The 23482-nt window shown below is 56.0% G+C and carries 21 protein-coding genes; 13 read left to right on the top strand and 8 right to left on the bottom strand.

What is annotated here, in order from left to right:
• The 6 genes from GVI59_RS18885 to GVI59_RS17080 form a co-directional block, all read left to right on the top strand.
• Window positions 1–464: hypothetical protein (locus tag GVI59_RS18885; RefSeq protein WP_206752378.1), on the top strand; the 464-nt coding region annotated here is incomplete at its 5' end.
• Window positions 465–625: 161 nt separating this feature from the next.
• A complete protein-coding gene (locus tag GVI59_RS17105) occupies window positions 626–1219 on the top strand; it encodes a restriction endonuclease subunit S domain-containing protein (RefSeq protein WP_173575277.1) in 594 nt (197 codons plus the stop codon).
• A 15-nt stretch (window positions 1220–1234) separates the two neighbouring features.
• Window positions 1235–2761, top strand: a complete 1527-nt coding sequence (locus GVI59_RS17100) for a type I restriction-modification system subunit M (protein ID WP_173575276.1) — start codon at window positions 1235–1237, stop codon at window positions 2759–2761.
• Entirely contained in the window at window positions 2751–3905 is a 1155-nt protein-coding gene (locus GVI59_RS19175; RefSeq protein ID WP_194299173.1) for a restriction endonuclease subunit S, read from the top strand. Before GVI59_RS17100 ends, GVI59_RS19175 begins: the two co-directional genes overlap by 11 nt.
• 31 nt (window positions 3906–3936) lie before the next feature.
• The gene (locus GVI59_RS17085) at window positions 3937–7233 is read left to right on the top strand and encodes a type I restriction endonuclease subunit R (protein WP_173575275.1); all 3297 of its coding nucleotides are present in this window, start codon (window positions 3937–3939) and stop codon (window positions 7231–7233) included.
• 1 nt (window position 7234) lies between these two features.
• Window positions 7235–7984: a M48 family metallopeptidase gene (locus GVI59_RS17080; protein WP_173575274.1), complete on the top strand. Its 750-nt coding sequence runs from the start codon at window positions 7235–7237 to the stop codon at window positions 7982–7984.
• A 533-nt stretch (window positions 7985–8517) separates the two neighbouring features.
• Here the strand turns inward: GVI59_RS17080 and GVI59_RS17075 are convergent.
• The 3 genes from GVI59_RS17075 to cynS are packed head-to-tail and all read right to left on the bottom strand — an operon-like array spanning window position 8518 to window position 10475.
• Window positions 8518–9330 (bottom strand): dihydrodipicolinate synthase family protein, encoded by an 813-nt coding sequence (locus GVI59_RS17075; protein WP_242013189.1) that lies wholly within the window; start codon window positions 9328–9330, stop codon window positions 8518–8520.
• A 47-nt stretch (window positions 9331–9377) separates the two neighbouring features.
• Window positions 9378–9998: a DJ-1/PfpI family protein gene (locus GVI59_RS17070; protein ID WP_173575273.1), complete on the bottom strand. Its 621-nt coding sequence runs from the start codon at window positions 9996–9998 to the stop codon at window positions 9378–9380.
• Between the two features lie 33 nt (window positions 9999–10031).
• A complete protein-coding gene (cynS, locus tag GVI59_RS17065) occupies window positions 10032–10475 on the bottom strand; it encodes a cyanase (RefSeq protein WP_173575272.1) in 444 nt (147 codons plus the stop codon).
• A 177-nt stretch (window positions 10476–10652) separates the two neighbouring features.
• Here cynS and GVI59_RS17060 point away from each other — a divergent pair, with 177 nt between their 5' ends.
• The 6 genes from GVI59_RS17060 (at window position 10653) to GVI59_RS17035 (ending at window position 17101) form a co-directional block, all read left to right on the top strand.
• A complete protein-coding gene (locus tag GVI59_RS17060) occupies window positions 10653–12041 on the top strand; it encodes an aminotransferase-like domain-containing protein (RefSeq protein ID WP_338422120.1) in 1389 nt (462 codons plus the stop codon).
• Window positions 12042–12233: 192 nt separating this feature from the next.
• The gene (locus GVI59_RS19170; protein WP_173575271.1) at window positions 12234–12713 is read left to right on the top strand and encodes a hypothetical protein; all 480 of its coding nucleotides are present in this window, start codon (window positions 12234–12236) and stop codon (window positions 12711–12713) included.
• A 191-nt stretch (window positions 12714–12904) separates the two neighbouring features.
• Entirely contained in the window at window positions 12905–14008 is a 1104-nt protein-coding gene (locus GVI59_RS17050) for an IS110 family RNA-guided transposase (RefSeq protein ID WP_408736629.1), read from the top strand.
• A gap of 666 nt (window positions 14009–14674) precedes the next feature.
• Window positions 14675–15682, top strand: a complete 1008-nt coding sequence (locus GVI59_RS17045; RefSeq protein WP_173575269.1) for a site-specific integrase — start codon at window positions 14675–14677, stop codon at window positions 15680–15682.
• Window positions 15679–16374 carry a hypothetical protein gene (locus GVI59_RS17040; protein WP_173575268.1) on the top strand — a complete coding sequence of 232 codons (696 nt, stop codon included), beginning with the start codon at window positions 15679–15681 and terminating at the stop codon, window positions 16372–16374. The genes GVI59_RS17045 and GVI59_RS17040 overlap by 4 nt, the downstream gene beginning before the upstream one ends.
• A complete protein-coding gene (locus GVI59_RS17035) occupies window positions 16322–17101 on the top strand; it encodes a hypothetical protein (protein ID WP_173575267.1) in 780 nt (259 codons plus the stop codon). Before GVI59_RS17040 ends, GVI59_RS17035 begins: the two co-directional genes overlap by 53 nt.
• Before the next feature lie 322 nt (window positions 17102–17423).
• Here the strand turns inward: GVI59_RS17035 and GVI59_RS17030 are convergent, their stop codons facing one another.
• The 5 genes from GVI59_RS17030 to GVI59_RS17010 form a co-directional block, all read right to left on the bottom strand.
• On the bottom strand, window positions 17424–18440 hold the full coding sequence (locus GVI59_RS17030) for a phospholipase D-like domain-containing protein (protein ID WP_173575266.1): 1017 nt from the start codon (window positions 18438–18440) through the stop codon (window positions 17424–17426).
• 636 nt (window positions 18441–19076) lie between these two features.
• Window positions 19077–19703 (bottom strand): hypothetical protein, encoded by a 627-nt coding sequence (locus GVI59_RS17025; RefSeq protein WP_173575265.1) that lies wholly within the window; start codon window positions 19701–19703, stop codon window positions 19077–19079.
• 162 nt (window positions 19704–19865) lie between these two features.
• Window positions 19866–20813, bottom strand: a complete 948-nt coding sequence (locus GVI59_RS17020) for a TniB family NTP-binding protein (protein WP_173575264.1) — start codon at window positions 20811–20813, stop codon at window positions 19866–19868.
• On the bottom strand, window positions 20810–21316 hold the full coding sequence (locus GVI59_RS17015) for a Mu transposase C-terminal domain-containing protein (protein ID WP_338422119.1): 507 nt from the start codon (window positions 21314–21316) through the stop codon (window positions 20810–20812). The genes GVI59_RS17020 and GVI59_RS17015 overlap by 4 nt, the downstream gene beginning before the upstream one ends.
• A 4-nt stretch (window positions 21317–21320) precedes the next feature.
• Window positions 21321–22376, bottom strand: coding sequence for a DDE-type integrase/transposase/recombinase (locus GVI59_RS17010; protein ID WP_173575262.1), 1056 nt, complete (start codon window positions 22374–22376; stop codon window positions 21321–21323).
• A 123-nt stretch (window positions 22377–22499) separates the two neighbouring features.
• Between GVI59_RS17010 and GVI59_RS19490 the strand changes: the two genes are divergently transcribed.
• Window positions 22500–23414: a TniQ family protein gene (locus GVI59_RS19490; RefSeq protein ID WP_173575261.1), complete on the top strand. Its 915-nt coding sequence runs from the start codon at window positions 22500–22502 to the stop codon at window positions 23412–23414.
• The last annotated feature ends 68 nt before the right edge of the window (window positions 23415–23482 follow it).

The raw sequence follows: 23482 nt of genomic DNA, 5'->3' as shown, positions 1-23482 counted from the left end.
TTGTTCAACAAAGAAACAGCGACTTGCCCTCAGACAAGATCACGCTACCCAGACGTTCTTCTACTGTTCATGCTAAACGTTGTTTAGCGTACTTTCCACACGATGGCCTCTTCAGGGCAAAGGAACATACTGCTCTCGGCGTCTGCGACGCTGTTTGGGGACGAGATTTTCGTTGGCTTCTCGGGCAAATGAATGAGGCAGAAAACCGTTCGTTGTTTCGAGTGGCGCCTGAGTTTGGATCTGCTTTATTCATGGCGCTCAAGAGCACCGCAGAGCGTTTGCATACGGAAGAGAATGAGAGGCTGCGACGAAACGAAAGAGTCCGTAGGCAGAAAATAGCTGACGCTAAAAAAACGCGTCGCATTATGGCGGGACGCTGCAAGTCCCGTGAGAACGTGGAGAAACCCGAGGTTGCGTTCACATTGCCGAAAGAAGCAGTAGACCCCGATGAGCGAACTCTTTGAAATATGAGGACTGCGCAGCGATTTTTGGATCTCCTGTATCGGCGTTGCAGTTGAACTTAGAGAATCTTTTATTTTACACCATCTCCATTGGTGTAAAATTTCCTTGACGCGTCATCGCTGCCGTATCATTGTGGTGCACGAAGCAGATTGGTGCATAGCAAATGTTAATCAGCACTGTAGCCAGTGTCGCGCTCGGATACCCCTTTCGCGGCGCCATTGAAGGGCGGACGGACGGCGATGCTGTTGTGGTGCAGATGCGTGATATCACGTCCAGCCGCACCATCGCCTGGGACACCTGCGTGCGGACTGTTCTTCCGGGGCGCAAAGTTCCGAACTGGCTGCGCGCGGGTGATGTTCTCTTTCCCAACCGAGGCAGCCAGATCTATGGCGTGGTGGTCGATACATACGTCGAACAGCACCGCACTGTAGCGGCACCTCATTTCTACGTTTTGCGAACCGGGAGGCAGGACCTCATCCCGGAGTGGCTGGCCTGGTGGCTTGGGCAGGCTCCCTGCGTACGTCACTTTGAGCAGACCGCACAAAGCTCCACACAGGTGCGCAATATTGCCCGTACCATGCTGGAAGACGCTCCGGTGTTGCTTCCCTCTATGGTCCAGCAACGAGCGATTGTCGCACTTGATCATGCGATGGCGCGGGAGCGCATATTGCTTGAGCAACTTGCGCGCCGTAATCGCGACACGATGACCGCTATCGCCAACGACCTCTTTTCCGACCGTCTCAAATCCGGCCTTTGATTCAGGAGCTTTTTCGTGACCGAGCAGATTTCACAGGACACCATCAACAAGGCGCTGTGGAGCGCCTGCGATACCTTCCGTGGCACCGTCAGCCCCGACACCTACCGCGATTACGTGCTGACCATGCTGTTCCTGAAATACATCTCCGATGTGTGGCAGGACCATTATGACAGCTATAAAAAGGAATACGGCGACAACCCCGCCCTGATCGAGGCCATGATGGCGCAGGAACGCTTTGTTCTGCCCAAGGGCTCGGATTTCTATACGCTCCATAAAGAGCGCAACGCCCCCGGAAACGGCGAGCGGATTGATAAAGCCCTGCACGCCATTGAAGAAGCCAACGGCACCAAACTGAAGGACGCAGGCAAGAGCGTCTTCCAGGACATCAGCTTCAACTCTGACAGGCTGGGCGATGAGAAGCAGAAAAACACCATTCTGCGCCATCTTCTGGAAGATTTTCATAAGCCGGACCTGAACCTGCGTCCCTCGCGCGTGGGTAATCTGGACGTGATCGGCAATGGCTATGAGTTCCTGATCAAGAACTTTGCCGCCAGTGGTGGGCAGAAAGCCGGAGAGTTCTACACCCCGCCGGAAGTCAGTGAACTGCTGGCCCGCATTCTGAACCCGCAACCGGGTGAGAGCATCTGTGACCCGGCCTGTGGCTCGGCCTCCCTGCTCATGAAGTGCGGTCGGCAGGTGACACAGAACCACAAGGGCAGCAGGGATTACGCCCTGTATGGGCAGGAGGCCATTGGCTCCACATGGTCGTTTGCCAAGATGAACATGTTCCTGCATGGCGAGGACAATCACCGCATTGAATGGGGTGACACCATCCGCAACCCCAAGCTGCTGGATGATAAAAACCACCTGATGCGCTTTGACGTGGTGACGGCCAACCCGCCTTTCAGTCTCGACAAATGGGGACATGATGAGGCGGAGCAGGACGTGCATCACCGCTTCGCCCGTGGTGTGCCGCCGAAGACGAAGGGCGATTACGCCTTTATCCTGCACATGATTTCCACGCTGAAAGACCGCACGGGCCGCATGGGGGTTGTGGTGCCGCATGGCGTGCTGTTCCGGGGCAGTTCGGAAGGCAAAATCCGCCAGAAGCTGATTGAGGAAAACCTGCTTGATGCCGTGATCGGCCTGCCGGAAAAGCTGTTCTTCGGCACGGGAATTCCAGCCGCCATTCTGATCTTCCGCAAGGACCGCAAGACGAAGGATGTGCTGTTCATTGACGCCAGCCGAGAGTTCAAAGCTGGCAAGAACCAGAACGTGCTGACCGAAGAGAACATCACGAAGATCGTGGACACCTACCGCGCCCGCAAGGACGTGGACAAATACGCCCACCTCGCCACACCGGACGCGATCAAAGAGAATGACTACAACCTGAACATTCCGCGTTATGTCGATACGTTTGAGGAAGAAGAGGAAATCGACCTGAACGCCGTGCGGGCCGAACGGGCGGAAATCAAGGCGGAACTGGCAAAGCTGGAAGCGCAGATGGACGTCTATTTGAAGGAGCTCGGTTATGCTTCCTGAAGATTGGAAAAAACGATCTGTTGCAGAAGTCTGTCGATCCGTTTCTGTGGGCGTTGTTATTAAACCATCACAATATTACGTCTCTGCAAGCGAAGGTATTAAAGCTTTTCGTTCAGCCAATGTGAAAGAAGGTCAGGTCAACAACTCAGATTGGGTCTATTTTTCTCACAAAGGCCACAATGAAAATAAAAAAAGTGAGTTGAAAACTGGGGATGTTCTGGTCGTTCGTACAGGCTATCCCGGCACAGCTTGCGTGGTAACTCCGCAATATGCTGGCTGCAATGCGATCGATATCGTAATAGCTCGCCCTGACATACAAAAAATCATCCCTACTTACCTCTGTCTTTTTACCAACTCAGAATATGGAAAATCACAGGTTGAGATTCCACTCCCCCCTCTCCCCGAACAGAAGAAGATCGCGGCGATCCTCTCGACGTGGGATCGTGCGATTGAGGGGACTGAGAAGCTTCTGGCCAACAGCCAGCAGCAGAAAAAAGCCCTCATGCAGCAACTCCTCACAGGCAAAAAACGCCTGCCGGGGTTCACGGGGGAGTGGAAAACCCTGCGGCTATCCGATATTTCTAAACTTGGGACAGGTAATACAGCCCCTCAAGAGGCACATTATTTTTCAGAAACTGGACATGATTTTCTGCGTGTCTCAGATCTTGGGGCATCAACGGGACGTTGGGCTCCAAGCAGTAGAGACAAGATCACAGTTCAAGCTATCAATGACCATCGAATGTCTCCAGCACCAAATGGAGCTACGCTTTTTACGAAGAGTGGCGCATCACTCCTCCTAAACCAAAGAGCTCAAATTAAATCTGAAACTTTCATTGTTGGGCATTTAGGTTACGCAAAGGCTAAAAAAGGATATTGTGACAATTATCTTTTTTATATTCTAACCGAAATAGATTTTTCAAAAATTGCTTCTGGGACCAGCTTACCTGCATTAAAAATCTCTGACCTCGGGAAGAAAATTCTGCATATACCCCCCCTTCCTGAACAAAAAGCCATCGCTGCTGTTCTGACCACAGCAGACGAAGAAATCACAGCCCTTAAATCCGACCTTTCCCGCCTGCGTGCCGAGAAAAAAGCCCTGATGCAGCAGCTTCTCACCGGCAAACGCCGCGTGACGGTCGATTAAGTTATTTCAGTTCGCAGGATATTTGAAAACCATGGCTCCCGCCCCAAAATTTCAGGAAGAATACAGCGCCAAACTACCCGCATTGGCCCTGCTCAGCACACTCGGCTGGCAGTTTCTGCCCCCATCCGAAGCACCGGCCTTGCGGGGCGGCAAGCAGAGCGCTGTGGTGCTGGACACCCTCCTGCGGGCAGAACTGAAAAAACGTCGCTTTACGTTTGAAGGACAGGAGCACAGTCTGTCCGATCAGGCTATTGAGCGGCTTGTCTCTCACGTCACGCATCCGGACTTCGTCTCCGGCCTGCGTGATGCCAATGAAAAGATGACGACGCATCTGCTGTTCGGCATCGCCATTACCGAGTTCATCCACGGACGCAAGGCCAACCCGACCATCGCCCTCATCGACTGGCAGAACCCGGAAAACAACAGCTTTACCTTTACCGAAGAATTCAGCGTCCTGCGTACGGATCTGACACAGACGCGCAGGCCGGATATCGTGTGTTTCGTCAACGGCATTCCGCTGGCCGTGATCGAGGCCAAGCGTCCTGATGGCCAGCCGGGCAAAGGCCCGACGGTTGAGGCCGGAATTTCCCAGAGCATCCGCAATCAGAACAAGGATGAAATCCCTCAACTTTTCGCCTACAGCCAGCTTCTGCTCTCCATCACCGGCCATGACGGGCGCTATGGCACCTGCGGCACACCCAAAAAATTCTGGGCCAGCTGGAAGGAAGAGGACATTCCCGAAAGCCGGATGGAAGCGCTCAAGAACGCACCGCTTTCAGGGGCGCAGAAAGACGCGCTGTTTGCAGAACGCAAGGCCTCTGACCGGGTATGGTTCGAGGATTGGGCCTCCCGTCCACTGCATGTCACGGCTCAGGACCGGCTGCTGATCGGCCTGCTCTCGCCCGAGCGCCTGCTGGAGATGGCGCGGTTCTTCACGCTGGTCGACCGCAAGGCAGGCAAGATCGTCGCGCGTTATCAGCAGGTCTTTGGTATCAAGCGTCTGCTGGAGCGCATCAAGTCCCGCCGCAGCGATGGCGGACGTGAGGGTGGCGTGGTCTGGCACACCACCGGGTCCGGCAAGTCGTTTACGATGGTGTTTCTCAGTCGGGCGCTCATTCTGGATGAGGACCTTAAACAGTGCCGTATTCTGGTGGTGACGGACCGCAAGGATCTGGAACGCCAGTTGAGCACGACCTTCTCCACGGGCGGCGAACTGGCGGACAAAAAGGACAAGGAAGAGGCACTGGCCACCTCAGGTCGCCGCCTGGCGCAGCAGATTGGGCATGGGCAGGAACGCATCATCTTCTCGCTCATCAACAAGTTCCACACCGCGACCACTTTACCCGAGTGTCATAATGACAGCGCGGACATCATCGTGCTGGTGGATGAAGGGCATCGCAGTCAGGGCGGGGAGAACCATGCCCGCATGAAGCATGCGCTCCCCAATGCCGCCTTCATCGCCTTTACAGGCACGCCCCTGCTCAAGGGCAGCGAGACCACCAGTCGCTTTGGCAAGATCATCCATTCCTACACCATGCAGCAGGCTGTAGCGGACAAGACGGTGACGCCTCTGCTCTATGAAGAACGTAAGCCCGATCTGGATGTGAATGACCGCGCCATTGATGCCTGGTTCGAGCGCATCACGCAGGGGCTGACGGAAGAGCAGGTCACGGACCTCAAGAAGCGCTTTGCCCGCGCCAATCAGGTCTACAAAGCGGATGACCGCATCCGGCTGATCGCCATGGATCTGGCCACGCATTTTGACAGCAACATCGACAGCGGCCTCAAGGGTATGCTGGCCTGTGACAGCAAGCTCTCCGCCATCCGCTACAAGCAGTATCTGGATGAGGTCGGTCTGTTCGAGAGCGCTATCGTCATGAGCCCGCCTGATACACGCGAGGGCCATACGGAAGTGGATGAGCGCAGGCAGCCGGAAATTCAGGACTGGTGGAAAGCGAATGTCGGCAGTCAGAGCGAGGATGACTACACTCGCGGGGTTATTGAGCGCTTCGAGAAAGACCCGGACCTCAGGCTGATCATTGTGGTCGATAAGCTGCTGACCGGCTTTGATGAACCGAAGAATGCGGTGCTCTATATCGACAAGCCGCTGAAGCAGCACAACCTGTTGCAGGCCATTGCCCGTGTGAACCGCCTGCATGACCAGAAGAAGCATGGGCTGCTGATTGATTACCGGGGCATTCTGGCGGAACTGGACACCACGCTGGCCCGGTATGACGAGCTGGCAGCCGAGAATGTCGGCGGATATGACCCGAAGGATATTGCCGGGCTGTATAGCCAGATGAGCACGGAATACCGGGAACTCCCTGCCCTGCACAAAGCGCTGTGGGCCATTTTTGAGGGCGTGAAGAACAGGAGCGACCTCCAGCAGCTTCGCGCCGTCCTCATGCCCCGCATGGTGGAAGAGCACGGCCAGATGGTGGACGTGAACCTCAAGCGCCGGGATGATTTCTATGAGGCGCTGACGAAGTTTGCCGCCTGTCTGAAGGTGGCTCTGCAATCTGTGGCGTTCTTTGAAGACACCAGCTTCACGGAAAAAGACCGCATCATCTACAAGGAGACGCTGAAGCAACTGAGCAGTCTGCGTCAGATGGTGTTGCAGGATACCGGTGAAACCGTGGACTTCGACCAATATGCCGAGCAGGTCAAAAAGCTGCTGGACCGGCATGTGGCGGGTGTGAAGATCCATGAGTCCGAAGGGCTCTATGCTGTTGGCAAGATGGGCCAGAAGCCCGAAGACAACGAACCCGAAAACTGGAGCGAGGAGAAAACCCGCAACGAGACGGATCTGATCCGCACCCGTGTGACGAAAATGATCGACCACGAGATGCAGGATGATCCCTATGCGAAGGAGGCTTTCTCGGCCCTGCTGCGCAAGGTGATTGAAGAGGCAGAGAGCCTGTTCGACCATCCCCTCAAGCAGTTCATGCTGTTTCAGGAATTTGAGGAACAGGTAGCGAAACGCAAACTGGAGAACATTCCATCTGTTTTTGACGGGCATCGCCATGCCCAGGCCTATTATGGTGTATTCCTCAAAACACTGGCTGCCATCTTCAACCATAAGCAGACGGACGAGGAGAACCAGCGCTGGATTGATCTGGCGTTCGAGATCGACAGCATCGTGGACAAGGCCGTGCGGGAGAACTCGCTCAGTCGCCCGGATATGGAAAAGACGGTCAGGAAAGAACTGCTTCCTCTCCTGTTCAGCACGGGCCAGAAGACAGGCTTTGGCGTGGACAAGGCGCAGGAGATTGTCGAGCAGGTCATCCAGATCATGCGAGCCGGTCCTGCTGATACCCTACGCGGCTGAAATGGAAGAAAGCCCTTCTCGCATTCTGACCTATGGAGGGGAGCAGATCCGCGTGAACCTGATTCCCCGAGCGCGCGCCGGCACAACCCTGCGGATCAAGGTGCATCCGGACCTGCGTGTGGAGGCTTCTGTCCCAGACGGCACGACAGAGGCTGATCTGGACAAGGCGCTTCACCAGAAAACCCGCTGGATCTGGCAGAAGCTGCGGGACTTCCGGGCGGTGCAGGAGCATGCCACACCGCGCACCTATGTCAGCGGGGAAAGCCATTTCTATCTGGGGCGGCGGCATCTGCTGAAAGTGCATTATCAGCCCAATGCGCCAGAGACAGTGCGGATGCTCCGTGGGCGGCTGGAAGTGTCCGTGCAGGAACGTCACGCTCTGCGGATCCAGAAGCTATTGGAACTCTGGTATTTTACGAGGGCACAGGAGGTGTTTCGAAACCGCCTCTCTGCCCTCCTTCCCACAACGCTGTGGGTGGCAACGTCCCCCGCTCTGAAGCTTCAGGTGATGCAGACTCAGTGGGGCAACTGTTCGCCGGGTGGCACCATCACGCTGAACCCACATCTGGTGAAAGCTCCCAGAGATTGCATTGATTATGTCATCCTGCATGAGCTTTGTCATTTGAAGGAGCATAATCATGGCGCGGCATTCTGGGGACTTCTGGAACGTGTCATGCCAGACTGGGAACGACACAAGGCTCGGCTGGACGGGATGGCGGAATTATTATTAGCACGCCACAATTCGTCCTAATCTGCAAAAATTCGCACGATCTTTGATCAAAAAGGCATCTAGGAATTTTGGAACGCGGGATTCGCATGAATTGCGAACACTGACACAGTCAAAATGCGTGTTCAGCATCTCTTGTCATCCCTAGTCCGGGACGCCTCATCGCGGGTCAGGAAGGACGGGTTTTGGCGGGGCTGACCGGGTAAGTGAGCACAAGGCAGGGAACTCGGAACTGCTGATTCTGGGTATCGGCGGAACCCGCTGCGTTTTGGACAAATGTCAGGCTTTTGCGCATCACCGCTCGAAGGCAGCCTGCCGGAGGCCGGCCCAGCTTCTTTCGCGCTGCGATGTCGGCTTTCGGGCAACCGTCACAACCATTTGGATGTCTGCCATGTAGGCGGCTGCCGCCTGTCTGCTCCTTGTAGCACTAAGCAGACAGGCAGATCATGGGAGAGTGGACAATCTGTTTTCGATTGGTTTAGTATAGAAATGGATGTTTTCATTTGCACTCGGTTGCTGCGCATGCTTTCAGAGCATTTGCAACCCGTTGCTGATCTTTAGACGTTAGCGGCAGAACAGGTCGAGGAGGCTGAGCACTTGAGAGTCCCAGAAGGTTGATGGCGGCATACGCAATACGCAGGCTTCCAAATTCGCGAAAAAGCGCCCACATCGGCTGCATCACTGTTACGGGCAGCCTCTACCAGCGCCTTGGCCAGATTCGGCAAAAAGCCGCCAAGAACGCTAAACCATCCATCACATCCGGCCAGCAAGGCTTCCGCCGCAATCCAGTCTCCACTATAGCCAATGGCGAGTTTTCTAATCGAGCAGGATCGCAGCTTGGTCAGTTCCTGTGCGACAGCACCTTCTGGTGGGGCTGGCATTTTCACGGCGGCGATGTTGGGAACGTTCGCCAGCCGCTCAAGCTGTTCGTGACTAAAACTGAAATGGGTCGTACTTGGGTTGTTGTAGATGCAAAGCGGCAGGGACGTGACCTCGGCCACGGCTTTGTAATGCTGGTAGACTTCTTCCTGTGTCAGAGCGGTGTAGGACACAGGGGCCATCAATAGCCCGTCTGCGCCCGCGGCTGCGGCATCACGTGCAAGGTTCTGGGCATCGTCCGTGCGTAGCGTGCCGACCCCCACGATAAGCGGAGTTTTGCCTCCGACCGCTTTGACGGCTGCTCGAACGGTCCGACAGCGCTCGGTACGGCTCAGATAGGCATATATCCCCGTGCTCCCCAGCAAACCAATGGAATCCACGTCACTGGCCGACAGATACGCCGTCAGGCGCATGACACCATCCATGTCCACCACGCCATGTTCGTTGGCGGGGGTAATTGGAAAAGCCGAAAGGCCGTGGAAAAGTGACATGTTTGACCGTGCCGTGTTATCGGATGGAACATTGATGCCCATCGATTTCAGATAGCGCTTGATGTTGCGGTCTGCATGTAGCGGGTGATGTGCTGCATACCGCGTGTGACATAGAGTTCTTTTTCCCCAACCGGAGCGACATAGTGCAGCGCGCTTTCCGCTGCCTCGCGACCTTCGAGACGGGCAATAACCCAAACCCCTAGGTAGTGTGATGCCAGACAGCCACCGGCGGTGGCGATGTTGCCACGGGCAAAGAACGGCTGCTCCAGAACCTTTACTCCCGCTTCCACAACCCAGGGCTTGGTTGTCAGGTCGGTACAGGCCGGGATGTTATCCAGCAGACCAAGTTTTGCCAGAACCAGTGTTCCAGAGCACTGCGCGCCCAGCAGTTGGCGAGCAGGATCGAGTTTCAGGCGGCTCATGATCTTCGGATCGGCGACGACGTCACGGGTCAGCATGCCGCTGCCGATCAGGACGGCATCGGCCTTGCTGGCCTCTTCCAGAGAGGCCTGGGCTTCAATGACCACTCCGTTCATGGAGGTCACACGGGGTGTGGGACACGCAATTGAGACACGCCAGCCCGGTTTCTTTACCCGGTTCAGCACGCCGAGAGCAATGAGTGAGTCAAGTTCATTGTAGCCGTCGAAGGTGAGGATGGCGATATGCATGACTCTGTCTTTTCCAAGGTTTTGAAGCGTTGATCAGAACTGTTTGTAAGGAAGGAATTTTCCGTTCAGAGTGATCTTCACGCGGTCTCCGGCGGGGTTTGCCTCGCGCTGAATATCCATGCTGAAATCGATGGCGCTCATGATGCCGTCTCCGAACTCCTCGTGAATGAGGGCTTTGAGCGTGCTGCCATACACATTCAGCATTTCGTAGAATCGGTAGAGGACCGGATCGGTTGGGATGGCCGTGGGCAGCGTACCTTTCGATGGGACAACCGACAGCCACTTTACCTCTTCATCCGTCAGGTCGAAGATTTCCCCCACGACGATGGCCTGCTCCGGACTGAAAGTCATCTGGCCCAGACAAGCGGCTGTGACCCATTCCTTGCTGGCGCCGACGCGGGTTGCGACATCCGTCCAGGCCAGTCCCTTGGAGACTTTCGTCGCGATGATTTTTTCTGTCACCTGAAAGCGACTCATGATCCTTCCTTTCTGAAAGAATGGGTAATGGAGAGAATTGGAACGCATTTGCGGACCATGCCCCTCAGAACTCTGGCCTGAATTTACGGAGCAAGAATTGCCAAGGATAGCTACAATTCAATACAATTATAAAAAACTGTATTGGTAAAAACTTCCATACAATCTTTGAGGTTAGCAGTGGCACACCAACCGACGCGCACTTCCGCCATCATGGAGGCGATCAGGCAGCGCATTGCTACGCGCGCTCTGGTACCTGGCGATCGCCTGCCGTCTATCCGACAGTTTGCCAAAACCATGCAGGCCTCACCGTCTACTATCGCTCAGGCTTACGATCGTCTGGCCGCCGAGGGGGTTATCGCGCCGCGGCAAGGCTCTGGTTTTTATGTTACAGGGCGTGTCTCTCCTCCTCTGTCGTTGACGAATGCTACTACCCTGGCAGCACGGGCTATTGATCCCTTCTGGGTGTCGCGTCAGTCTCTGGACACAGACCCAACTGTCCTGAAGCCGGGATGCGGCTGGCTTCCCACAAGCTGGATGCCTGATGAAGCGCTTCGCAAAGCATTTAGAGCCGTGGCACGTGGAGAGAACACCATCCTGTCGGACTATGGCAGCACTAGAGGAGCGCTCCGTTTAAGGCGTCTCCTGACTGTCCAGTTTGCCGAACGAGGGCTCGATATCAGTCCGGATCAGGTTCTGCTGACAGGCTCAGGCACACAGGCTGTCGATCTGATCTGCCGCCTGCTGGTGCGACGCGGGGACACAGTGCTTGTCGATGATCCCTGTTATTTCAATTTTCAGGCCCTGCTGCGGGCTCACGAAATCCGGATTGTCGGGGTACCATACACTGCAACTGGCCCGGACACCGAAGCCTTCGAGCGGATCGTCCTGCAGGAAAAACCGCGCCTCTACATTACCAACTCAGCCCTCCACAATCCAACTGGCGCAACTCTGTCTTCTCCGACGGCTTTTCGTCTGCTCAGCGCTGCCACTGCGTCAGGCCTTCTGATTGTTGAAGACGATATTTTTGCAGATTTTGAAACGGTGCCGTCGCCCCGCTTGGCAGTGATGGACGGGCTGAAGCATGTCATCCGCATTGGCAGCTTTTCAAAGACCCTGTCTGCTTCGGTGAGATGTGGTTACATCGCGGCCCGGAAGGATCTGATTGAGGGTTTGATTGACCTTCAGGTGGCAACCACCTTCGGTGGCCCCAGTCCGGTGACCACCGAAGTAATCGCAGATGTGCTGGAAGGCGGCAGCTACCGCAAGCACATGCTGGAGATCCAGCGGCGGCTGGAAAAATCCCGAAAGACGGTTATTCGCAAATTGGCGGCACTGGGGATACTGCCGTGGACTGAACCGAAAGGCGGCTTCTATCTGTGGAGCCGACTGCCTGATGGACAGGATTCAACGGAGATTGCGCTGAGAAGCATGGCTGATAAAATCATCCATGCTCCAGGAAATGTCTTCAGTGTGAGCCAGTCTTCTTCCTCCTTCATGCGGTTCAATGTCACACAATGCGAGGACGAAAGAGTTTTTCGTTCTCTGGAAATGATGTTGGCAGAGTGAATGCCAAACAATCTCATGCAAGCTGAGCGCTAACAGAAATCGGGACGACAAATGGCCACTTTTCGGTTCGCATCTCAGTGTTTTTAATGTCTTGAATGAGGCGAAAGCAGTCGATCATTTCGGCGCATTCCTGCGGTTCTTTTCGCGCCATGCTACGAGCACGAAAGGTGACATTTTTTAGGACCATAGGTTGTGCCTATCCGCCCGGAACTCAGGTGGCTTTACCCTCCCGACTGGCCACAGATCAGCCGACGCGTGCGGTTTGAACGAGCGCAGGGACGGTGTCAGGTCTGCGGCAGTCCGCATGGCCAGCGGGTCCGGGTGATGTCCTCTGGCCGCTGGTTCGATGAGGACACAGGAAACTGGCGGGACGCCAGAGGGCGTGAAACCGAAGGGCCGGATCTCGTTGAACTGATCAAGGTGCACGAAACCCGGGTGATTCTGGCTGCTGCACATCTCGATCACGATCCTCGCAACAATCAACTTCACAACCTGCGTGCTCTCTGCCAGCGCTGTCATCTCGTGCACGATCGCGCCTGGCACGCTCTGCAACGCCGGATCACCTGGAAATCCCGCTACGCTCTGGGGGACCTGTTCGAGGGTCCGTATCGTCCCGGCATCCTCTGTGTTGCCATCGTGGAGGCTGACGTAGGGCCTGCAACGGACAAATGACTGTTTGGCGCAGTTTGACAGTGGATGTGAAGGGCATGAGGCAGGTAGAGTCGGCGTCTATCTGATGGGTAACCTTACCCATAAAGCCCGTCCTCTCTCAGGTCGGATTATAGACCCAATGACCGTCATTTGCCTCGCCTTCCGAGGTCAGGAGGAGCGTAAGCTCACTTTGTCACGAGAGGAGAATGACAATGTCGACGATAAAATTCATCGGTCTGGATGTCCACAAAGAGACGATTGCCGTGGCTGTTGCAGACGATGGGCGATCGGGAGAAATCCGGTTCCACGGGACAATTCTCAACACGCCCGAGGCCATACGACGTCTGGTGTCGCGCCTGGCTACGCCTGATGCGACACTCCACTTTTGCTATGAGGCAGGTGGCTGCGGGTACGGCATCCATCGCCAGTTGCTGGGCATGGGTATGGACTGCAGTGTCATCGCCCCATCTGTAATACCGCGCAAGCCAGCCGACAGGGTGAAGACGGACAGGAGAGACGCCGAAATGTTGGCGCGACTGTTGCGATCGGGTGAGTTGACGGCAATCTGGATCCCGGATCCGGCACACGAGGCTATGCGAGACCTCGTACGCAGTCGGCGCCAGGTCAGACAGGATCTTGTTGCCAGCCGACAGATGCTTCTGGGGTTTCTGTTGCGCCATGGGCGTAAATTCACCGGTCGTACGAACTGGACAAAAGCGCACTGGAGATGGCTGGGAAGTCAGGCATTTGAAATACCACATCAGCAATTTATTTTGGGTGAAAGCATCCGACGCATTGAAGAAGCTCAGCAGCGTTGCGATCGACTGGACACCATACTCATGGAGGCGTTACCGCGCTGGTCACTCGCGCCAGTAGTAAAGGCATTGCAGGCGTTGCGCGGTGTCGGCCCCATCGTGGCCATAACGCTTGCTGCAGAAATCGGGGACCTCAGCCGTTTTGAAACACCCAAACAACTCATGGGCTGGCTTGGTCTCGTGCCATCAGAGGCTTCCAGTGGCACCCGTACCCGTCGCGGCGCCATCACAAAAACCGGAAACCGAGAAACACGCGCAATGCTGGTTGAGGCAGCCTGGTCATACCGCCTGCCGGCACGCGAGGAGCGCCGTTATCGGGCGCGTGTCGAGGACTTGCCAGAGGAAATCAGGGCAATTGCATGGAAGGCGCAAGTTCGCTTGTGCCAGCGCTACCGAACTTTAGCGGCATCCGGTAAAGCCTTGCCGAAAGTAATCACGGCGATCGCGCGCGAGCTGGTCGGCTTCATCTGGGATATCGGTCGCCGTGTGCAACCAACCTGACACGGCTTCCTTCGCCCGGTCATCGGACCTGACGGGCGTGCCGCGAAGACCAGGCAAGATGGGTAATCCTCGTTGTAAGCTGGGGCAGGTTTCGACCGACGCCCGTCTATAGAGAGAGGAAGGCCCACGACGGAAATGGGAAATGCGGTAGCCAACCCGCGGATGAGAGCATGATCAATCGTCGTCGATCGGCTCGCGGCACACCCGTCAGGTCCACTATCAGTTTTTGGTCACACCAGACACCAGTCATGGTGTAGGCTTCTTGCAACTGCACTCCCCTAATGACGGTCATGAGAGCTTAGACACCTGTCCGAAAAATGGGGTCCACCTCTACGATCCCGCTCAGGACACGGCTGTCAGAGTTCGTTATTAATGCGAAAATAATTTCAAATAAAATCAAATGGTTAGAAAATATACATGCGAGTGCCCTGTTTGTAAAAAGCACGAATTGTCCATAGATAGTGCAAGTCGCTGGATTCAGAAAGCCTATGAGGCGGAATGAAACCTTCGTAAGCAATTGATATAAATCGGTTTATAATAAAATCGGGCATAAATTTGACTGGGAGAAAAGATAACGGGAGCCACCAGACGTGATAATACCACTTATCACGTGTGATGTAATTGCAAACTTGCCGGGAACGCGCTTTTCCGCCAGAATCATGACTGATGACGATGCATGAGCTTCCTCCCGACTGCCCCGAACCGATCCCAGGCGATGAGGGTGTCCGGCTGCCGTCGAGGGCAGGGCAGGCGGCTCTGGAGGCGGCCCGCGCTGCGGCGAGAGACGCTACGGCCTATGCGACCTTGCGTGCCTACCGCTCTGATTGGCAGCATTTTCTGGGGTGGTGCGACCGGATGGGGTTCATTGCACTTCCGGCGCAGCCTGCGACGGTCGGGGCCTATATCGCCAGTCTGGAGAAAGACTTCGCGCCGGCAACCATCCGGCGGCGGATTGCCGCCATCGCCAAGGCGCACCGTTTTGGCGGGCACCCGTGGGATGCGGGCCATCGTGACATTGAAGGGCCGTTACGTGGCGTATTGCGCCGGCTGAGGCGGCCAACCCGCAAGGCGCGGGCCTTACGCGTGGACACTGTCAGAAGGCTGGTGGCCACCTGTGGTGGCGACGTCAGCGGCGTGCGGGACCGGGCCCTGCTGCTGGTGGCTTTTGCCGCGGCCCTGCGACGGTCTGAACTCGTGGCCCTGCGTATGGAGGATCTGAAAAAGACACCCGACGGGCTCGCCCTGACCATTGCCGCAAGCAAGACCGACCAGGAGGGGCAGGGGGTCACGATCGGATTGCCTGCGGGCGAGACCGCGGCCACCTGTCCTGTTTACGCGCTCAGGGCCTGGGGGGATCTGGTCAGGCACAAGGCCGGACCCGTGTTTCGGAAAGTCGAATCAGGAGGGCAGATCAGCGACCGTGCGCTGCATCCCGACGCCGTGCGACAGATCCTTCGCCGCCGCGCGGCCCTTGCGGGTTTCACCCACGAGGAAATGGCAGCCCTCAGTCCGCATGGGTTGCGCTCGGGTTTCATCACCGAGGCTTATTATGCTGACGTCCCGGAAGCGGATATTCGCGCGCATGTCCGGCACCGCGATCCGCGAACGACGCACGGCTACATCCAGACCGAGAAGCGGCTGCGCGACAGTCCGGCGGGCAAGGTGGGGTTGTGACGTCCGGGGATCTTCCCTGGGACCATCTACCGCCGCGGCAGGACCGTGCGCCTCGTCAATCCACCCCGCGTCATGGCAAACGGGGTCGTCCGCCAAAAGATCATGGAGCGGCAGAAGCGCTCGCATCCGACCCCGATGGCTGGGTCGGCCATCATCTGACGGTGTATGGCCCGGTCGACGTGCTGTCGGCCTTCCGGACTGCTGCCCGTGGCCCCGGGGTCATCCCATGGATCCTCGATCCTGCGCGTCAGGAAGAGGATCTGTTTCTTCTGCTGGGACGCCGGCCCACCTTGCAGCGCGGCCTTTCGGTGCAAGGCTGTCATCTGCTGGCGCGTCAGCTGGCTGACAGCGTTGTCCGCGCCCGTGCAGCGGATCTGGCGCGGGCTGCGGAAGCGTGGGCCTGCCCGCTGGACCTACACCGGCTGCTGCCTGTCCCGCCAGACCTGCTTGAGAGCGGGGAGGGGACGCCAGATGCTGTGGCCTGGCTGAAAGCGCACTGGGGCACAGTCGCTGCCCTGCGCCGGGTGGTGGAGCGTCGGCGCCCGAACGCGGGCAGGCAGTTGCAGGCCGACCATGCGGTGGCGGGGTGGAGTTTTTTCAGTCTCGGCGGTTCTCCGCATCAGGCTGTCGGAGCGTTGCGTGATCGGTGGTTCCCGCTGGTTTTCCGGCTCGATGTCGCTCCATCGTTCTGACGATCCGGCTCTATTCTGGTCGCCCGATCCTGGCTTGGATGAGGCATCCGACGCCCTGGCACAGCTTGATGCTGTGCTGTCGGACCATGCCCGCTCCCTGACGGAGAAGGGTGAATGGCTGGTTTGTGTGGCCACGCTGGTCTGGAACTGGTCACGGCGTCATCTGGCGGCCTTGACGCCGGACCAAGGGGGAGAGGACGGGAAAAAGTCGACGGAGCGACCTCCCCGCGATGTCGCCGCTCTGAAAGCACAGGCCAGAGGGCTGGCAACGTGGCTGTCAGGCCGTCAGCAGCTGGGTCGGGACGTGTTCGTCTCCGGGAGGCAGGATGGGGCTGGCCCGGCCAGTGAAGGAGATCTGGTGGCTTTCCTGTGGGCCAGCCTTCTGGTTTTCGAAGGGCGGCCAGAACTGCCCCTGAAGGAAGTGGTTCTTTCGGTTTCCCGTCTGCCATTTCCGACATTGTCCGAAGCCCGGGAGCAGCTGATCCGCCTGCTGGAGGCGGCGCAGAGTGTGCCGCTTGTGGATTTGGCAGCCAGAGTCAGGGACGAAAGCGAGGAAGGGGGCAGGGGATCCGACCGGCTGCGGCTTCGGGGTGCGGTGGCAGGGTCTTTCCTTGCCGGCCTTGAGCTTGCAAAGCAGGGAGAGGTCTTTCTCGCGCAAGACATTCCCTTTGCCGAAGTGCGTATCGAGCGAACCGACAATCAGGCTGTCAGCGACGGTTCCGGGTAAGAAGCACCGGAGGAGGACGCCGCGGTATGTCAAGCCAGATTTCCGCGTCCCTGTACGGGTGGAGCCTTTCGTCAATATCTGCGTGAATACAAACTGACGCCAGAGCGCAGGTTGAAGGGCGGTCTGGGGGGGGGGGAGCGGAAGGTCGGCTGTTTGACATGAAAGTTAGACAAGCTGTCATTCGTACAGTCAATGTTCATGACAGCAATTGCGCACTGTAGTCTGACCAACGCGCTGCACGTTCAACAGCGTCTTGCACTGGCGGACTCCTAGAACCATCTCAATTGGGCGTGTCTACCCAATATATTGCCGCAAAAACCCACTACTCCTCTTCATTTTTGGGTAAATGGGCTACGAATTTATCGCCTGTGAGGATCTTACCCTCGTAAAATTTGAAAGATTCCTCCGTCGGAAAGATGGTTTTTAGTTCGTCTCGACAATCACGAAGACTTGCAAGACGCGGCAGGTCGCCAAACGCAGGACCAATTGCATTCCAATCGAGTCGACGTGACACGAAGACGTCTTCGATCTCTCTACCATCAGTTCCTTGAACGCCTTCTAAAAACCGCGAGCTATCATTTTTGCTGAGGTGAATGCCACCGCGTGGCCCCCTGTGGACTGAAAAGAATAGTGCTGGCCATTCTGCCGGAAGGATACCCCAATTCGAGAAATGCTCATGCCGGGCGGTGGAAGAAGTGTTTCCCTCAGAAACATACTTGTCTTCTTCTGCCAGCTTCTGGTCAGCTGCGTCGCGGATCGCCTTATCTACAACCTCAGTTGAGCATACAAAGTAAATACCTTTAAATGCACTAGCGTTTTGGCGAAGGGCGTTGATAAGTGTAAGACCGGACGGTAATTGGCCTGCGGGGCCGAACAGCGGCGCATGATCCACGGCAGGTTGGTCGATCTGCTTTGCGACCTTAAAGCGGAGTGCGAACTGTTGGCAAATATCGTGGTACATATCACTACCGGGCGTCACGTAAATGCCATCCTCAATCCGGTTCGAGCCAGACAACGCCGCTTTTGAGGCGTTTGCGGAACACACCACCGCCCCTTTGTCCGACAAGTAGATTTTTCCGTGCATCTCTTGGTCTGGAAGGTGTCGTAACCGTTTATTGTTCGGCGCACCGCCAGCTTTAAGCGCCGCGCGAACCGTCGCTCCCATCCGCAAATCACAGATTACCTTAGCATTTTTCGGCAAAACTCCTTTGAACAGATCTTCTACCCAGCTTGGTCCAAGAAAAGCGACACACATACGCGGATGCCCACCAGCCATCACGGTAAGGATTGCATCCCGAAGTCTCTCTCCAGTTTCATATCTTGTCGTGAGTTCTTGCATATTTATTGTCTTCCATAATTAAAATGCACATAAATACTTTGTAATATGAATACATACTTTGCAACATGCTGAAAATAATTTGGTCGTCGATTCCGATCATACTTAAATATTTAGAAGAAGGACAATTGGGTAGAGTAGCCATCTGGAAATAGGAGACCTGAAGATTTCAATTTCTTTCCATTTTGAATACTTCTCCGTGTCGCTTTCTGAATCAACCGACTGATAGACTTTGAAGCAGTTATGTCCGCTATCGGGATGTGAGTGGGAGCGCCCCATATCCGTCATGAGGCGGAAGCCGCCGTTCCGGTAGGGACACCTCACCAGATAGAGTGCTCAGGGGGTAAGCTGCTTTTCCGTTTTGGAGAAGCGCACGTTTATCCCTGAGCGGTGGGGTGCCGGGCACCGTGAGCCTAAAATTCAGTGGTTTTGTAACGCCGGGCAACCGATGTGTAAATCGTCCGCCAAGGCATGACGGATTTGTAGAACCGGAGTTTCAACGTCAGCGAGGGCAAACATAGTCTATGCGAAATTTCGCATAATTAGCGAACACTGACAGCTGCGCGATGTCGAGGAAGTAAATACCGTGGAACTGCCGCGCGCGAACTGACGACACACTTGATCCATGTCACGCCGGGCTCATACTGGACACTTCATCTGGTCCTTCATGAGCTTGCTCCAGGTCACGGCGGGATTGAATTCCTTGACCAGTCTGTCGCCGCCTTTCCCCAGAAAGGCGCCCATGCCGTGCTGTATCATGTAGCGCGGAAAGTAATCCGGGGGTCCTATCCTGGACGCCACCGTGCAGAAAGCAGCGTGCGCCTTGGGATCGTGAACGGTCAGTTTGAGTTGTGCGTTAAACGCCGTCTCCTGCGTCTTCGACAGGTCTCCGTAGATTTCCATTCGCACCGCGCCGATCGCCTGATGGGCTGACTCGTCCGCAACGCGATCCATGTCGAAGTGGCCATAGAGCACGGCGAAGACATACAGGGGGGCAGCCGCTTCGAAGCAGCCAGCATTGATGCAGGCCCTGGCCGCTAGAAAGAGGTCGACAGGGTTGTTCTTCGCCGCAGCCCTGTCGAGCGTGATGCAACCCAGCGTCGCCGTCGATTCCAGATTCCCCGGCGCCGTGATGTTCGTAATTTGCGCCCCGGACGTCTGCCCTCCAACAGCCGGTTGTCCGGCTGGCTGTGCCCGACCGTCTGACACGCCGAGGCAGAGCAGTAGCAGCACAGGCAATACACGACATGCGACAATACGATTCATGCGAAGAACTCCTTTGATCGTCCTTTGAGTAAGCGTCAGGATCTGAAACGCGGGATGACTGCTAAAGCCGTCTTCATGTCGTATACCGAAAGGGGGTAACGAGGCGGTGCCCGTTCTGCTCAGCCGTAGGGTTGTACCCGGGGGCGTTCCTTGCCGATCTGTTTATTGAACGGACGGAGTGTCGACCGTCCTTAGAGGAGAGCGTCTGAGGAGCACCGGGGCGGCCGGGCGACCGGACCCTCGCCAGACGTCAGGGGTCATGAGCGTTTCGAGGTCAATACACTCATGACCGGACTGGATGGCCCGGACGGCTGCGCGCCGGAACGCGCGGCACATATGTTCGGTGACGCCGCCCGACCGCTCAATGATGAAACGGCGCAGCGCAGGGCTATCAATGGGAGACGGTTCACGTAGCGGCAACGTCTGCACCAACCGGTTCAAAAACTGTTGCAGCTCCGAATTCGGGGACCAGACGGGGAGGTCAACCTCCAGAAAGCGAGAACGCAGCTGTGGGTCGGACATCAGCGCCTGCCTGGCTTCCGGTGTGCCGGCACAAATAAAGCCGATCCTGAGAGAATTTGAGAGAAATCGGAGCAGCTGAAGAAAAAGTCTCTGCTGACGCGCAGTACCACCCAGTACCGAGTTAATCTCATCAACAATAAGAACGCGTGTTCCGATCGTCTCGAGCACCCGCATCGCCATCTCACGTAACGTCGTCGCACGGCTGGTTCGGTGCGGAGACAGGGGGGCTCCGGCGGCGATCATGACCTGGTCCAGAAACTCATACTCACACGGGTTGGGTGGCATGAGCGCTACGACAACCGGCTGGCGCCGGACCCCCGATTGCTGGTCGAAAGGGTGAGCGTGTTTGCGTGCAAAATGATCAAGAATGGCCGTCTTCCCCATGCCTGACTCCGCCGTAAGCAGGACATTGAGCATGCGCCGTCCGGGCGGCTGCTGCATGATATCCTGAAACACGTCGATGGCTTGCTCGGAATAGGAATTGGCGATCCAGACAGCACTGTTTCTTATACGTGCGATACGACTGTCCCCATCTTCGGACGCCCACTTGCGGGCATCTGGATGCAGATGGAGGTAGGTCTGCGTCATGACAGAAATTCCGTTTTCCATGCGTTGACTTCATCGACATCCGGAATTTTGGCCGGGGTGTCATCTCTGGTGGTGGGTGCCTGTGACAGGGCCATTCGCTGCCCAGACCGTCTACGCTCCTGCCGGATGGCATCGTCCAGAAGTCGTTCTTGTTCTTTCGTAGCGTAGGAAATGGCGGCGTGGTTGATATCTGCACGACCAATCCTTGCTTTTATTTTAGTGTTCTCTCGATGCTCCCACAGACTGATGGGCGGCTTACCGAGGTCGGCGTAGGGTACTTTTACGTAATCTCGTGATGGTAACTCCAGAAAGACGGTACCAAGATCACGCGGATCATATTTAACGCGCAAACGTGATTTCTCAGGGGTAATGAGCGAGTTCAGTACTGTATCGTAATAGACTTGGCCAAAGAGATGTAGTCCGTCACGTCTGACGGTCCGCATTTCATATGGCAGGAAATCTATTGTGAATCGTACAGGGTCAAATGGAAGTCTGGGGCTCACTCCGTCAGGGAAGAAGGAGTTTCAGGGCTATGTGACGTCTGAGCGCCTCCAGCGTCAGAATAGCTCGCTTCTCGGACGGATAGTCGCCACGTTGCGCTACTGAGGAGAAGGTCGTGCCGGGGAGAGCATGCAGTCGACGCATCAGTGTTCCCATCAGCCGTTCAATGTGACCGCCAAAATGAGGTGAACCGCGCGGGCGAAAGGCGATCTGGATGCCATGCTCTTCGCATCCACGGCGCAGAGCGCGGCTATGAAACTCTTTGGCATTATCGGTATGCAAAATTCGAGGCAGGCCGTGGGCTGGCCACATAAGAGAGATGTCGTGCCTGTCAGTCCATTGACTTTTGGGGAGAACGGTCTGCGTGAGGGTTAGAGCCACAACCGTTGCCGATGGTGGATCAAACCCAATGGTGAAACCCAGGACCATACGCGTGCAGACGTCGAGGCACAGAGTAATCCACGGCCGTCCCAGAGTTACGCCAGTATGTTCCTGAACGACAATAATGTCAGCACGTGTGTGATCCATTTGGACAACATCAAGTGGATGCTCTGGCCTCAGTCCGATTTTCACCGGCTTGAGCTTTTGACGCGCTGATTTGTAACCCTCACGAGCTACGGTCATTTTCCAGACATCCTCCTGGAGAAGACGGCGGTTTACGGTGCTGCGGGATGGAGGAATAATGTTTTGTGCGCGGCATGCCTGGTCGATACAGCGCAGAAGATGGGAGGTCGAAACTTTCTCGCGTTTGTAGTAGTGCTTTTTTATTGTGCTACTGATGATTTTTTCCATTGCAGGTGAGAGACGGCGACTTCCCTGTTCTGGACCAGGCGGACATGGAAGCAGAGAACTTGTCGTGCGCCGGGAACGAAATTTCTTCAGGAGTCTATAAATCTGACTCTCGCTGAGGCCGAGAGTTTCGGCTGCTTCCTTTATGGCCTGGCGCCGTCCCTTGCCTGTCTCGGGTATCACCTGAAGCATGCGCGCACGCTTCATGATGGCGTCCCAGGTATTGGACTCCAGATCAGTAAGTGAGATCTTTTCCTTGTGTTTTACATGCATCAGAACGCATCCGCACCGCAGCACACATTCACGTATAAAGCGCGGTAAAATTATCCGGTTAAACGAACCAGACGAGAAAAAGTTCATTGATTTCCAAGTAAAGGAAAAGATGCGAGGCCTGCCATGCAGATCGACTGGCCTATTATCGCGCGACCATTAGACGGTGAGGCACTCTGGTCATGGCTCACACGGGTGGGGGCGCCTTTTGAGTTAAGTCCTCAAGACGTATTCGAAGAGATTGTCGTTGTCGAAGATGGCGATGGCAAGATTCGATATCAGAATACGATTACCCCCCAGACACCGTTCAGCGCACGTGATCACAGAATTCTTGCCCATAAGACTGCCGTCGATATCAAGATTCTTCGAAAAATGTCCTTCGGTCAGAGACATGAGGCCAATATGCAGGGCTGGATCCGGCAGGATCACGTCTGGTGCCCGGAGTGTGTCGCAAACGACATTATGGAGCGGGGGGAAACGTATGGACGACTGCGCTGGGCTTTTGCAGGAGAAGTCATCTGCATCCGGCATCGCAGGTTTCTGACAAAGTGGTGTCACAGATGTCATCGACACGGTATTTTTTTTCGGTTTAAGGGACGGCAGCGGGTGATGTGTTCACGCTGTCACGCGCTCCTGGATGAGGACACTTATCTGCGAGGCGGCGACAATCTTGGCAACACAGTTGATGAGCCAGCGGCAGATGATCCTTTATGGGATCTGCTTGCCTGGGGGCAACGGCTGTTGGCTACACTGGCCGCATGGCCTGACGCTCCATGGAGACGAGCCGGACAACTGGTTACTCGCGGGAGTCTGAAAGCGTTTCATCGTGTGCACCTGCTTCTGTTCCGGGAGGTTTCTCTGAATTCTTATGGTCGACGGATCATAAGAACTCTGGATCTGAGTATGCAGCCAGAGGACTACTCGCCGAATGATTTGGTTCCGATGGTAGCAGCAGCGCCATATTTCCTACGTGCAGCAGACATCAGGTATCTCTTCAGGAGGCCATCGTGTGGATGGTACGCTAAACAACGTTTGGCATGAACAATAAAGGAACGATCAGGCGGCACGAGCCTGTTTCGACAGATTGAGCGTCTTGCGGCCCGCAGAAG

The sequence above is a fragment of the Acetobacter sicerae genome (genome assembly GCF_011516765.1).
GTDB lineage: Bacteria > Pseudomonadota > Alphaproteobacteria > Acetobacterales > Acetobacteraceae > Acetobacter > Acetobacter sicerae.
This window is presented reverse-complemented; position numbering and strand designations above follow the sequence as displayed.

Bases quoted from the DNA above. Each gene is read 5' to 3' on its own strand.
- GVI59_RS17010 (WP_173575262.1), bottom strand. From the start codon at position 22,376: ATGCATGTAAAACACAAGGAAAAGATCTCACTTACTGATCTGGAGTCC.
- GVI59_RS17085 (WP_173575275.1), top strand. From the start codon at position 3,937: ATGGCTCCCGCCCCAAAATTTCAGGAAGAATACAGCGCCAAACTACCC.
- GVI59_RS17030 (WP_173575266.1), bottom strand. From the start codon at position 18,440: ATGCAAGAACTCACGACAAGATATGAAACTGGAGAGAGACTTCGGGAT.
- GVI59_RS17070 (WP_173575273.1), bottom strand. From the start codon at position 9,998: ATGCATATCGCCATCCTCACCTTCGACGGCTACAATGAACTTGACTCA.
- GVI59_RS17025 (WP_173575265.1), bottom strand. From the start codon at position 19,703: ATGAATCGTATTGTCGCATGTCGTGTATTGCCTGTGCTGCTACTGCTC.
- GVI59_RS19490 (WP_173575261.1), top strand. From the start codon at position 22,500: ATGCAGATCGACTGGCCTATTATCGCGCGACCATTAGACGGTGAGGCA.
- GVI59_RS17080 (WP_173575274.1), top strand. From the start codon at position 7,235: ATGGAAGAAAGCCCTTCTCGCATTCTGACCTATGGAGGGGAGCAGATC.
- GVI59_RS17105 (WP_173575277.1), top strand. From the start codon at position 626: ATGTTAATCAGCACTGTAGCCAGTGTCGCGCTCGGATACCCCTTTCGC.
- GVI59_RS17050 (WP_408736629.1), top strand. From the start codon at position 12,905: ATGTCGACGATAAAATTCATCGGTCTGGATGTCCACAAAGAGACGATT.
- GVI59_RS19175 (WP_194299173.1), top strand. From the start codon at position 2,751: ATGCTTCCTGAAGATTGGAAAAAACGATCTGTTGCAGAAGTCTGTCGA.
- GVI59_RS17020 (WP_173575264.1), bottom strand. From the start codon at position 20,813: ATGACGCAGACCTACCTCCATCTGCATCCAGATGCCCGCAAGTGGGCG.
- GVI59_RS17045 (WP_173575269.1), top strand. From the start codon at position 14,675: ATGACGATGCATGAGCTTCCTCCCGACTGCCCCGAACCGATCCCAGGC.
- GVI59_RS17075 (WP_242013189.1), bottom strand. From the start codon at position 9,330: ATGTCACTTTTCCACGGCCTTTCGGCTTTTCCAATTACCCCCGCCAAC.
- cynS (WP_173575272.1), bottom strand. From the start codon at position 10,475: ATGAGTCGCTTTCAGGTGACAGAAAAAATCATCGCGACGAAAGTCTCC.